We start from the raw sequence: 12,877 nt of genomic DNA, 5'->3' as shown, positions 1-12,877 counted from the left end.
GGGACGGTTGGTCCGGCCGGCGTGACCAACACGCCGCGCACGCCGCCCGGCGTGCGACCCCATACCCGCACGGAGGGCGAAGTGGCCGAGAGCAAGCGCCGCGGCGAGGACGACGGCGACGAGCGTCTGAACGACGACGCGACCGTCGACGGCGTGGCCGACGACGACGCCACCGACGCGGACGAGCCGGTCTCGCGGGGCGGCACCGCGACCCGTGCGCGGGCGCAGGCCGAGCCGGCCGAGGGCCGGAAGACCCGCAAGGACGCCGAGCGGATCGGGCTGTTCGCCCGCATCGCGCGGTTCTTCCGCGAGGTCGTGGCAGAGCTGCGTAAGGTCATCTGGCCGACCCGCAAGGAGCTGCTGACCTACACGGCCGTGGTGGTCACCTTCGTCGCGGTGATGCTGGCGATCGTGGCCGGCCTGGACTACGGCTTCGCCAAGGCGGTGCTGTGGGTCTTCGGCGAGCCCAGCTGACCTGCGGACAGCGATACTGACGGAAGTGAGCGAGCGTGCCTGAGTACGACGAGACCGCCGGAACCCCGGACGAGCAGTCCACGGTGGCGACGGCGGCCAACAACGAGTCGGTCGAGGCCGCCAGCGAGCCGGAGTTCCCGACCACCGAGCCGGCCCCGGACGAGGACTTCGACCCGGTCGCCGAGCTGCGCCAGAAGCTGCGCTACGCGCCCGGCGACTGGTACGTGGTGCACTCGTACGCCGGCTACGAGAACAAGGTCAAGACCAACCTCGAGACCCGGATCACCTCCCTCGACATGGAGGACTTCATCTACCAGGTCGAGGTGCCGACCCGGGAAGAGGTCGAGGTCAAGAACGGCAAGCGGTCGCAGGTCCAGGCGAAGGTCTTCCCGGGCTACATCCTGGTCCGGATGGAGCTGACCGCCGAGTCCTACTCCTGCGTCCGGAACACCCCGGGGGTCACCGGCTTCGTCGGCGCGACCGACCGGGCCGACCGGCCGGCGCCGCTGAGCCTCGACGAGGTGCTCAAGTGGCTGGCCCCGGCGGTCGAGACCGAGCAGAAGAAGGCCAAGCCCGAGGTCAAGGTCCTCGACTTCGAGGTCGGCGACTCGGTCACCGTCACCGACGGCGCGTTCGCGTCGCTGCCGGCGACGATCAGCGAGATCAACGCCGACCAGCAGAAGCTCAAGGTGCTGGTGTCGATCTTCGGCCGGGAGACGCCGGTCGAGCTGAACTTCAACCAGGTCGCCAAGATCTGACGTACGCCGGCACCGGCGGTCACCCCGGAAAGGGTGACCGCCGGTGCGGCGTTTCGACGACCGCCGACCTCGCCGAAAAACCCGGTAGAGGTTTGCGCTACCCTAGAACGTCGGCTGTCCGCACCGTGCTGACCGTGCGCGCCCGCGGACCGGCGAGAATCCCAGTTCCAAGCCCCAGGAAGAGACATGCCTCCGAAGAAGAAGCTCGTCAAGACGTTCACGCTTCAGCTGCCGGCGGGCCAGGCCACCCCGGCGCCGCCGGTCGGCCCCGCGCTCGGCCAGCACGGCGTGAACATCATGGAGTTCTGCAAGTCCTACAACGCGCAGACCGAGTCCCAGCGGGGCGACATCGTCCCCGCCGAGATCAGCGTCTACGAGGACCGCACGTTCACCTTCGTGCTGAAGACCCCGCCCGCCGCCCGGCTGCTGATCAAGGCCGCCGGCGTGCCGAAGGGCTCGGGCGTCCCGCACAAGGAGAAGGTCGGCTCGGTCACCCGCGCCCAGCTGCGTGAGATCGCCGAGAAGAAGATGGCGGACCTCAACGCCAACGACATCGACCAGGCTGAGAAGATCATCGCCGGCACCGCCCGGTCGATGGGCCTGACCGTCGCCGACTGATCTCGCTTCACCGCTCCACCCGATCTTTCTGTTAGTGGGAGGGCCGCGACCGCCGCGCGCCCGCCAGAGACCACAGGAGTCACCAGAAATGCAGCGCAGCAAGAGCTACCGCAAGGCCGCCGAGGTCATCGACCGGTCGAAGCTCTACACCCCGGTCGAGGCCGTCAAGCTGGCCAAGGAGACCACAAACGTCAAGTTCGACGCCACGGTCGAGGTCGCGATGCGCCTCGGCGTCGACCCCCGCAAGGCGGACCAGATGGTCCGTGGCACGGTCAACCTGCCGCACGGCACCGGTAAGACCGCCCGCGTGATCGTCTTCGCCGCCGGCGCGAAGGCCGAGGAGGCCGTCGCCGCGGGTGCGGACGAGGTGGGCACCGACGAGCTGGTCGCCCGAATCCAGGGCGGTTGGCTGGACTTCGACGCGGCGATCGCCACGCCCGACCAGATGGCCAAGATCGGCCGGATCGCGCGGATCCTGGGCCCGCGCGGTCTGATGCCGAACCCGAAGACCGGCACCGTGACCATGGACGTCACCAAGGCCGTCTCGGACATCAAGGGCGGGAAGATCACCTTCCGGGTGGACAAGCACTCCAACCTGCACCTGATCATCGGCAAGTCTTCCTTCTCGGAGAACCAGCTGGTGGACAACTACGCTGCGGTGCTGGACGAGGTGCTGCGGGCCAAGCCGTCCGCGGCCAAGGGCACCTACCTCAAGAAGGTCACCCTCACCACCACCATGGGTCCGGGCGTCCCGGTCGACCCGAAGGTCGTGAAGAACTTCCAGGAGGACTCGGCCGAGGGCTGAGCACGCGTACTCCCGGACGGGGCCCCGCCACCACGCTGTGGCGGGGCCCCGTCCGTTCGTCAGGTGGGCGGGGCGACTGGGCCTGACCCGTGTCCACGACGTGCGCCTGCCGCGGTTGTCAAAGGGCACCGCGCGGAAGGTCGGCCTGGTGCAGGCGCTGCTGCGTCCGCCCGGCCTGCTGTGCTCGACGAACCCTGGGACGAGCTGGACGCCACCGCCCGCGAGTCGGTCCCCGAGATCATCGGCGAGGTGCTCGCCGACGGCACGGTGACCGAGGAGGCGTCGCCGGGCGGCGCGGCCCTCGTCGTGGTCGAGCTGGCGGTGCCGGCCGCCGGGCTGGTCGCCGCCGTCGCCCGCCTGCGCGCCGACGGCCACCAGATCATTCGGGTACGCGAACACGCCGTCCCGCCGCCCGCCACGCACCCGGTGCCAGCCTCCGCCGGCCCGTCGGGCACTGGCGCCCGGCGCTTCCGGCCCCGGCGCCGATGCAGGTTCAGCGGGCGAGGACGGCCTGATCCGGTTCCCCGGAGCAGGCCGGCGCCGAGGCCGGGGACTCCGCCCGGCCCGGGCCGGCGCCGCAGGCGGCCCGGTGATCGCGCTGGTCCGCCTGCGGCTGACCAGCTTCCTGCGTACCGGACGGGCGCTGGCGCCGGTGCCGGCCGGCCTGCTCGTCCTCGGCGTCCGCTACGGCGGTGGCCCGGCTCGCGGTGGCGCTCGGCGCGCTGGCCAGCCGGGCCGTGACCCGCAGCGCCGGGTACGGCGTGGCCGTGCTGATCACCGGCGCGGCCGGGGTCGGTCTGCTGCTCACCGGCTGGGCGGTGGCCTGGACGGCGGTGGCGTTGACCGGCTACGCGTGGGAGCGGCGCACCCGGTCCTGACCTCTGGTGACCGGGAGCACTCCGGCTGATTTGGTGCTGCGGCGCGCGTCGCGTAACCTGGTGCGGTAGTTCCACCCAAAGACCGCTGGTCACCGTGCTCCGGCACGGTCGAAGGTCCCGCGACGACGGGCGACCCGCGCAGGGCGGTAAGCGAAACTCGGTGTCACCCACGGTCCGCCGACTGTGCCCGTGCCCCGGCCCTCGCCCCGTGCGCCCTGCGCCGGGGCTTTTTCGTTGTCGTGATGCCTCCGCCGCCGTCGTCGAGCCTCGGCTCGCCGCCGGCGTACCAGCTCCGAGCAACGAGAGAGGAGGGACATGGCGGACAAGCCGATCCGGGCCGACAAGGCCACGGCCGTCGCCGAGCTGACCGAGAGCTTCCGCAACGCGGGAGCGACCGTGCTGACCGAGTACCGCGGGCTCACGGTTTCGCAGCTCACCCAGCTGCGGCGCTCGCTCGGTAAGGAGACCAGCTACACGGTCGCGAAGAACACGCTGGCCAAGCGTGCCGCGGCCGATGCGGGCATCTCCGGCCTCGACGAGCTGTTCTCCGGTCCTACCGCGCTGACTTTCGTTTCGGGCGACGTCGTCGAGGCGGCGAAGGGGCTTCGCGACTTCGCGAAGGCCAACCCGAAGCTCGTCATCAAGGGCGGTGTCTTCGAGGGCAAGGCCATTTCCGCGGCCGAGGTCACGAAGCTCGCCGACCTGGAGTCCCGCGAGGTGCTGCTGGCCAAGCTGGCCGGCGCCATGAAGGGCAACCTGAGCAAGGCCGCGGCCCTGTTCCAGGCTCCGCTCGCCAAGACCGCGCGTCTGGCGGCCGCCCTGCAGGACAAGCGCGAGAAGGAGGGCGCCGAGGCGGCCTGAGGCCACCCGGCGCACCCACGTTCTTAGTTTTCACTTGAGAAAGGACGCCAGACATGGCGAAGCTCAGCACCGACGAGCTGCTCGACGCGTTCAAGGAGATGACGCTGATCGAGCTCTCTGAGTTCGTGAAGCAGTTCGAGGCGACCTTCGAGGTCACCGCCGCCGCTCCGGTCGCCATGGCCGGCCCGGCCGGTCCGGGTGCCCCGGCCGCCGAGGCCGAGCCGGAGAAGGACGAGTTCGACGTCATCCTCGACGCCGACGGTGGCAAGAAGATCCAGGTCATCAAGGTCGTGCGCGAGCTGACCGGCCTGGGCCTCAAGGAGGCCAAGGACCTGGTCGAGGCCGCTCCGAAGGCCGTCCTGGAGAAGGCCAACAAGGAGACCGCCGAGAAGGCCAAGGCCAAGCTCGAGGGCGAGGGCGCCAAGGTCACCCTCAAGTGACCTTGCAGTTGACCTGACGCGCGTCCGGCTCACGTGAGCCGGGGCACACCGCGTCGCGGCGGGCGGTGATCCGGGAGACCGGGTCGCCGCCCGCCGTGTTGGTGCCGCCCGCCGGCGGACGGCGTGAGCAGGGCGTACAGCGTCCTCTCATCGGCCGGTCAGCGACCTCTGCCGGTAGCCCGTCGGTGGGAAAGACACCCCGAGCGGTAACCGGCCCTTGACGCGGCACCGACCTGCCAGGCACGCTGAACATCAGCAAGACCTTCCGCGCTTGCAACGGCCGCCTCTCGGGTATGGGCAACGGCAGCACCGCCGCTGCGGCACCCGAGCGGACCGGCAGGAGCGTCGCGTTCCGAGCGGCCCGGTCGACCCGGTTTTCCGAGGTCCCAGGGCTTGTTCCGCGACGACCTGCGGGGTGGGCTGGACAGCGGTTAGCCTCTCGGCTACACTGCTAGTTTGCGCTGCCTTCCGAATTGACCCCTGCTCGGAAATGTCCGATTGTGGATGTTTCTGGTGGGGTCATTGGAGTGCACGCGTACCAGCCGTTCTGCAGCACCGGTCCTCGGAAGGACGCATCTTGGCAGCTTCCCGCCCTGCGAAGACCAGTCGTACGTCGAGCGCATTCGCGCCCCGCCGAGTTTCTTTCGGTCGGATCACCGAACACCTCGAGGTCCCCAACCTCCTCGCCATTCAGAACGAGTCCTTCGACTGGCTCGTCGGCAACGAGGCTTGGCAGGGCCGGTCGGCGGACGACCCGCACGCACGCTCGGGTCTCGCGGAGATCCTCGACGAGATCAGTCCCATTGAGGACTTCTCCGGCACCATGTCGCTCTCCTTCTCGGCTCCGCGCTTCGACGAGGTCAAGGCCTCGATCGAGGAGTGCAAGGAGAAGGACCTGACCTACTGCGCGCCGCTGTTCGTGACCGCGGAGTTCACCAACAACACCACCGGCGAGATCAAGAGCCAGACGGTGTTCATGGGTGACTTCCCGATGATGACGCCGAAGGGCACCTTCATCATCAACGGCACCGAGCGCGTCGTGGTCAGCCAGCTCGTCCGCTCGCCGGGCGTGTACTTCGACAAGCAGCCGGACAAGACCTCCGACCGCGACCTCTCCAGCGTCAAGGTCATCCCGAGCCGGGGTGCCTGGCTGGAGTTCGACATCGACAAGCGCGACACGGTCGGCGTTCGCATCGACCGCAAGCGCCGGCAGGCCGTCACCGTCCTGCTCAAGGCCATCGGGTGGTCCGCGGAGCGCATCCGCGAGAAGTTCGGCTGGTCCGAGCTGATGATGACCACGCTCGAGAAGGACCACATCGCCGGGCAGGACGAGGCTCTGCTCGACATCTACCGCAAGCTCCGCCCCGGCGAGCCGCCGACCCGCGAGAACGCCCAGACCCTGCTGGACAACCTCTTCTTCAACCCGAAGCGGTACGACGTCGCCAAGGTCGGGCGATACAAGTTCAACAAGAAGCTCGAGCTGGACGTGCCGATCACCACCGGGACGCTGACCGAGGACGACATCGTCGCCACCGTGGAATACCTCTGCCGGCTGCACGCCGGTGAGGAGGGCTACGAGGCCGACGACATCGACCACTTCGGCAACCGTCGCCTGCGCACCGTGGGCGAGCTGATCCAGAACCAGGTCCGGGTGGGTCTCTCCCGGATGGAGCGGGTCGTCCGCGAGCGGATGACCACCCAGGACGTCGAGGCGATCACGCCGCAGACCCTGATCAACATCCGCCCGGTGGTGGCGGCGATCAAGGAGTTCTTCGGTACGTCGCAGCTGTCCCAGTTCATGGACCAGACCAACCCGCTGGCGGGCCTGACCCACCGGCGCCGGCTGAGCGCGCTCGGCCCGGGTGGTCTGTCCCGCGAGCGGGCCGGCTTCGAGGTCCGGGACGTGCACCCGTCCCACTACGGCCGGATGTGCCCGATCGAGACGCCGGAAGGCCCGAACATCGGCCTCATCGGCGCGCTGTCCACGTTCGCCCGGGTCAACCCGTTCGGCTTCATCGAGACGCCGTACCGGAAGGTCATCGACGGCCGGGTCACCGACCAGATCGACTACCTGACCGCGGACGAGGAGGACCGGTTCGTCAAGGCGCAGGCCAACGCCCCGCTGAGGTCGGACGGCACCTTCGCCGAGGACCGCGTCCTGGTCCGCCGTAAGGGCGGTGAGACCGAGGACGTCCCGCCGGGCGCCGTGGACTACATGGACGTGTCGCCGCGGCAGATGACCTCGGTCGCCACCGCGATGATCCCGTTCCTGGAGCACGACGACGCGAACCGCGCGCTCATGGGCGCGAACATGCAGCGTCAGGCGGTGCCGCTGGTCAAGGCCGAGGCCCCGCTGGTCGGTACGGGCATGGAGTACCGCGCGGCGGTGGACGCCGGCGACGTCGTCGTCGCCGAGGTCGGCGGTGTGGTCGAGGACCTGTGCGCGGACTACGTCACGGTCCACCAGGACGACGGTCACCGCCGGACGTACCTGCTGCACAAGTTCCGCCGTTCCAACGCCGGCTCCTGCGTCAACCAGAAGCCGGTCGTCTTCGAGGGCGACCGCGTCGAGGCCGGTCAGGTCATCGCCGACGGTCCGTGCACCGACGAGGGCGAGATGGCGCTCGGGCGCAACCTGCTCGTGGCGTTCATGACCTGGGAGGGCCACAACTACGAGGACGCGATCATCCTGTCGCAGCGCCTCGTGCAGCAGGACGTGCTCACCTCGATCCACATCGAGGAGCACGAGGTCGACGCCCGGGACACCAAGCTCGGCCCGGAGGAGATCACCCGCGACATCCCGAACGTCAGCGAGGAGATGCTCGCCGACCTCGACGAGCGCGGCATCATCCGGATCGGCGCCGAGGTCGTGCCCGGCGACATCCTGGTCGGCAAGGTCACGCCGAAGGGCGAGACCGAGCTGACCCCCGAGGAGCGGCTGCTCCGCGCGATCTTCGGTGAGAAGGCGCGCGAGGTCCGGGACACCTCGCTGAAGGTGCCGCACGGCGAGACCGGCACGGTCATCGGTGTGCGTACCTTCTCCCGCGAGGACGGCGACGAGCTGCCCCCGGGCGTGAACGAGCTGGTCCGGGTCTACGTGGCCCAGAAGCGCAAGATCCAGGACGGTGACAAGCTCGCGGGCCGCCACGGCAACAAGGGCGTCATCTCCAAGATCCTGCCGATCGAGGACATGCCGTTCCTGGAGGACGGCACCCCGGTCGACATCGTGCTGAACCCGCTCGGTGTGCCGTCCCGGATGAACATCGGCCAGGTCCTGGAGACCCACCTCGGGTGGGTGGCCAAGACCGGCTGGAGCGTGGACGGTGACGACGAGGAGTGGAAGCGCCAGCTCCGCTCGATCGACGCGCACGAGTCCGAGCCGGACACCAACGTGGCCACGCCGGTCTTCGACGGTGCCCGCGAGGAGGAGATCTCCGGTCTGCTGGCGTCGACCCTGCCCAACCGGGACGGCAACCAGCTCATCGGGCGCAGCGGTAAGGCGCAGCTGTTCGACGGTCGCTCCGGCGAGCCGCTGCCCGACCCGATCGCGGTCGGCTACGTCTACATCCTGAAGCTCAACCACCTGGTCGACGACAAGATCCACGCCCGGTCGACCGGCCCGTACTCGATGATCACGCAGCAGCCGCTGGGTGGTAAGGCGCAGTTCGGTGGCCAGCGCTTCGGTGAGATGGAGTGCTGGGCCATGCAGGCGTACGGCGCCGCCTACGCCCTGCAGGAGCTGCTGACCATCAAGTCCGACGACGTCCTGGGCCGGGTCAAGGTCTACGAGGCGATCGTCAAGGGCGAGAACATCCCCGAGCCGGGCATCCCGGAGTCGTTCAAGGTGCTGCTCAAGGAGCTGCAGTCGCTGTGCCTCAACGTCGAGGTGCTCTCCAGCGACGGTGTGGCCCTGGAGATGCGCGAGACCGACGACGAGGTGTTCCGGGCGGCGGAGGAGCTGGGCATCGACCTGTCCCGGCGCGAGCCGAGCTCGGTCGAAGAGGTCTGAGGTGGTGATCCGGGGCAGGGTCACCCTGCCCCGGATCCCACTCGTTAGCTAGCAGTACAGACGACGACATAGGGGACATAGTGCTCGACGTCAACTTCTTCGACGAGCTGCGCATCGGCCTCGCCACCGCTGACGACATCCGTCAGTGGTCCCACGGCGAGGTCAAGAAGCCCGAGACGATCAACTACCGCACCCTCAAGCCGGAGAAGGACGGGCTCTTCTGCGAGAAGATCTTCGGTCCGCAGCGGGACTGGGAGTGCTACTGCGGTAAGTACAAGCGGGTCCGCTTCAAGGGCATCATCTGCGAGCGCTGCGGCGTCGAGGTGACCCGTTCCAAGGTTCGCCGGGAGCGGATGGGTCACATCGAGCTGGCCGCTCCGGTGACCCACATCTGGTACTTCAAGGGCGTGCCGAGCCGGCTGGGCTACCTGCTGGACCTCGCCCCGAAGGACCTCGAAAAGATCATCTACTTCGCCTCGTACGTCGTGACGAGCGTGGACGCCGAAGCGCGTCACCGCGACCTCTCGACCATCGAGAACGAGATCCTGGCCGAGAAGCGGCAGGCCGAGAACAGCCGCGACTCGGAGATCGAGAAGCGGGCCGCCAAGCTGGAGGCCGACCTGGCCGAGCTGGAGGCCGAGGGCGCGAAGGCGGACGTCCGGCGCAAGGTCAAGGAGGGCGGAGAGCGCGAGATGCGCCAGATCCGCGACCGGGCCCAGCGCGAGATCGACCGCCTCGACGAGGTCCTCGACACCTTCCGCAAGCTGGAGCCGAAGCAGCTGGTCACCGACGAGCTGCTCTACCGCGAGCTGCGCGACCGCTTCGGTGAGTACTTCACCGGCAGCATGGGCGCCGAGGCGATCAAGGCCCTGGTCCAGAACATGGACCTGGAGGCCGAGGCGGAGAACCTGCGCGAGACCATCCGGTCCGGCAAGGGTCAGCGGAAGATCCGGGCGCTCAAGCGGCTGAAGGTCGTCGCGGCGTTCCAGAACACCCGCAACTCGCCGCTCGGCATGGTGCTGGACTGCGTCCCGGTCATTCCGCCGGACCTGCGCCCGATGGTGCAGCTCGACGGTGGCCGCTTCGCGACCTCCGACCTGAACGACCTGTACCGGCGAGTGATCAACCGGAACAACCGTCTCAAGCGGCTGATCGACCTCGGCGCGCCCGAGATCATCGTCAACAACGAGAAGCGGATGCTCCAGGAGGCCGTCGACGCGCTGTTCGACAACGGCCGCCGTGGTCGTCCGGTCACCGGCCCGGGTAACCGGCCGCTGAAGTCGCTGTCCGACATGCTCAAGGGCAAGCAGGGCCGGTTCCGCCAGAACCTGCTGGGCAAGCGCGTCGACTACTCCGGCCGTTCGGTCATCGTGGTCGGCCCGAAGCTCAAGCTGCACCAGTGCGGCCTGCCCAAGCAGATGGCGCTGGAGCTGTTCAAGCCGTTCGTGATGAAGCGGCTGGTCGACCTCAACCACGCGCAGAACATCAAGTCCGCCAAGCGGATGGTCGAGCGGCAGCGCCCGGTCGTGTGGGACGTGCTGGAAGAGGTAATCGGCGAGCACCCGGTGCTGCTGAACCGCGCGCCGACCCTGCACCGTCTGGGCATCCAGGCCTTCGAGCCGCAGCTGGTCGAGGGTAAGGCCATCCAGATCCACCCGCTGGTCTGCACCGCGTTCAACGCCGACTTCGACGGTGACCAGATGGCGGTCCACGTGCCGCTGTCCGCCGAGGCCCAGGCCGAGGCGCGGATCCTGATGCTGTCGTCGAACAACATCCTCAAGCCGGCCGACGGCAAGCCGGTCACCATGCCCACCCAGGACATGGTCATCGGTCTCTACCACCTCACCCACCTCACTCCGGGGGGCAAGGGCGAGGGCCGGGCGTTCAGCTCGGACGCCGAGGCGCGGATGGCGTTCGACAACGGCGAGCTGCACCTGCAGGCTCCGGTCCGGATCCGGCTGCGCGACGTGGTCGGTGTGGACAACGGCGCCGGCGCCGAGCCGTGGACCGCCCCCGAGGGGTGGACCGAGGGCGAGCCGGTGACCGTGGAGACCACGCTGGGCCGGGTCCTGTTCAACGAGACGCTGCCCCCGGGCTACCGCTTCGTGAACTACGAGATCCGCAAGGGCCAGCTCTCCGCGATCGTCAACGACCTCGCCGAGCGCTTTCCGAAGGTGGCCCTGGCGGCCACCCTGGACGGGCTCAAGGAGGCCGGTTTCCACTGGGCCACCTGGTCCGGCGTCACCATCGGCATGGAGGACGTCATCGCTCCGCCGCGCAAGCGGGAGATCCTGGAGCGGTACGAGAAGGAAGCCGACCGGATCGACAAGCAGTACCAGCGTGGTCTGATGACCGCCGAGGAGCGCCGCGGCGAGCTCATCGAGATCTGGACCAAGGCGACGAACGAGGTCGCCAAGGAGATGGACACCGCGCTGCCGCAGGAGAACCCGCTGTGGAAGATGATCAATTCGGGTGCCCGCGGTAACCTGCTCCAGCTCCGGCAGATCGCGGCGATCCGTGGTCTGGTGGCCAACCCGAAGGGTGAGATCATCCCGCGGCCGATCAAGGCCAGCTACCGGGAGGGTCTGTCCGTGCTGGAGTACTTCATCTCCACGCACGGTGCCCGTAAGGGTCTCGCGGACACCGCCCTGCGTACCGCCGACTCGGGTTACCTGACCCGGCGTCTGGTGGACGTCTCGCAGGACGTCATCATCCGCGAGGAGGACTGCGGCACCGACCGCGCCATCCCGATGCAGGTTGGTGAGCGCATCGACGGCACTCTCGTCGTGCACGAGCACGCCGAGACCAGCGTGCACGCCCGGACGCTCGCGGACGACATCAAGGGGCCGGACGGCACCGTGGTGGCCCACCGCGGCCAGGACATCAACTCCATCGGCGTCGACGCGATCGTCGCCGCCGGGGTGGAGACGGTGCGGGTGCGCAGCGTGCTCACCTGCGAGTCGAAGCTGGGCGTCTGCGGTGCGTGCTACGGCCGTTCGCTGCCGACCGGCAAGACCGTTGACGTCGGCGAGGCGGTCGGCATCATCGCCGCCCAGTCGATCGGCGAGCCGGGTACGCAGCTGACGATGCGTACCTTCCACACCGGTGGTGTCGCGGGTGAGGACATCACCCAGGGTCTGCCCCGTGTCCAGGAGATCTTCGAGGCCCGGGTGCCGAAGGGTAAGGCGCCCATCGCCGACACCCCGGGTCGCATCCGGATCGAGGACGGCGAGCGGTCCCGCAAGATCGTGGTCATTCCGGACGACGGCAGCGACGAGATCGTCTACGACAAGATCTCGAAGCGGGTCCGGCTCCGGGCGCACGACGGCGACCACGTCGAGGTCGGCGAGAAGCTCACCGAGGGCACGATCGACCCGCACGAGCTGCTGCGCATCCTCGGCCCGCGCGCGGTCCAGGTCCACCTGACCCAGGAGGTCCAGGAGGTCTACCGCTCGCAGGGTGTGCTCATCCACGACAAGCACATCGAGATCATCATCCGCCAGATGCTCAAGCGGGTGACCGTGATCGACTCCGGCTCGACCGAGTTCCTGCCGGGTGTGCTGGTCGACCGGGCGCTGTTCGAGTCGGAGAACCGCCGGCTCGTCGGCGAGGGCGGCGAGCCCGCCGCCGGTCGCCCGGTGCTGATGGGTATCACCAAGGCCTCGCTGGCCACCGACTCCTGGCTGTCGGCGGCCTCCTTCCAGGAGACCACCCGGGTGCTGACGGACGCGGCGATCCACGCCCGCAGCGACTCGCTGATCGGCCTCAAGGAGAACGTGATCATCGGTAAGCTCATCCCGGCCGGTACGGGCATCAGCAAGTACCGCAACGTCCGGGTCGAGCCGACCGAGGAGGCGAAGGCCAAGGTCTACTCGATGACCGGCTACCCGGAGACCGACTACGGCTTCGGGCCGGCCAGCGGCCAGGCGGTTCCGCTGGACGACTTCGACTTCGGGTCGTACCGCTAGGCAGTAGGAAACGACGAGGCCCCCGGCTGATGCCGGGGGCCTCGTCGCGTCCGGAGTTCCGGGACC

The 12,877-nt window shown here is 68.8% G+C and carries 9 protein-coding genes; all 9 read left to right on the top strand.

Translation table 11 applies throughout. The features are described 5' to 3' along the window. Nucleotides 1–81: 81 nt before the first annotated feature. Complete coding sequence (gene secE, locus GA0070215_RS01880) at nt 82–474, top strand: preprotein translocase subunit SecE (protein ID WP_091041137.1); 393 nt, start codon at nt 82–84, stop codon at nt 472–474. 35 nt (nt 475–509) lie between these two features. Further along, a complete protein-coding gene (nusG, locus tag GA0070215_RS01875) occupies nt 510–1,232 on the top strand; it encodes a transcription termination/antitermination protein NusG (protein WP_073828961.1) in 723 nt (240 codons plus the stop codon). Nucleotides 1,233–1,418: 186 nt separating this feature from the next. After that, nucleotides 1,419–1,850, top strand: a complete 432-nt coding sequence (rplK, locus tag GA0070215_RS01870; protein ID WP_018784542.1) for a 50S ribosomal protein L11 — start codon at nt 1,419–1,421, stop codon at nt 1,848–1,850. A gap of 88 nt (nt 1,851–1,938) precedes the next feature. Further along, nucleotides 1,939–2,655 (top strand): 50S ribosomal protein L1, encoded by a 717-nt coding sequence (gene rplA, locus GA0070215_RS01865; protein WP_018784543.1) that lies wholly within the window; start codon nt 1,939–1,941, stop codon nt 2,653–2,655. A gap of 692 nt (nt 2,656–3,347) precedes the next feature. Further along, nucleotides 3,348–3,533 (top strand): hypothetical protein, encoded by a 186-nt coding sequence (locus tag GA0070215_RS28810; protein ID WP_244166829.1) that lies wholly within the window; start codon nt 3,348–3,350, stop codon nt 3,531–3,533. Nucleotides 3,534–3,848: 315 nt separating this feature from the next. Continuing rightward, nucleotides 3,849–4,394, top strand: coding sequence for a 50S ribosomal protein L10 (rplJ, locus tag GA0070215_RS01850; RefSeq protein ID WP_018784544.1), 546 nt, complete (start codon nt 3,849–3,851; stop codon nt 4,392–4,394). Between the two features lie 53 nt (nt 4,395–4,447). Then, nucleotides 4,448–4,834: a 50S ribosomal protein L7/L12 gene (rplL, locus tag GA0070215_RS01845; protein WP_091041135.1), complete on the top strand. Its 387-nt coding sequence runs from the start codon at nt 4,448–4,450 to the stop codon at nt 4,832–4,834. A gap of 577 nt (nt 4,835–5,411) precedes the next feature. Continuing rightward, the gene (gene rpoB / locus GA0070215_RS01840) at nt 5,412–8,843 is read left to right on the top strand and encodes a DNA-directed RNA polymerase subunit beta (RefSeq protein WP_026267678.1); all 3,432 of its coding nucleotides are present in this window, start codon (nt 5,412–5,414) and stop codon (nt 8,841–8,843) included. An 80-nt stretch (nt 8,844–8,923) separates the two neighbouring features. Continuing rightward, the gene (locus tag GA0070215_RS01835; RefSeq protein WP_018784547.1) at nt 8,924–12,811 is read left to right on the top strand and encodes a DNA-directed RNA polymerase subunit beta'; all 3,888 of its coding nucleotides are present in this window, start codon (nt 8,924–8,926) and stop codon (nt 12,809–12,811) included. The last annotated feature ends 66 nt before the right edge of the window (nt 12,812–12,877 follow it).

Source organism: Micromonospora marina, assembly GCF_900091565.1.
GTDB classification, from domain to species: Bacteria; Actinomycetota; Actinomycetes; order Mycobacteriales; family Micromonosporaceae; genus Micromonospora; species Micromonospora marina.
This window is presented reverse-complemented; position numbering and strand designations above follow the sequence as displayed.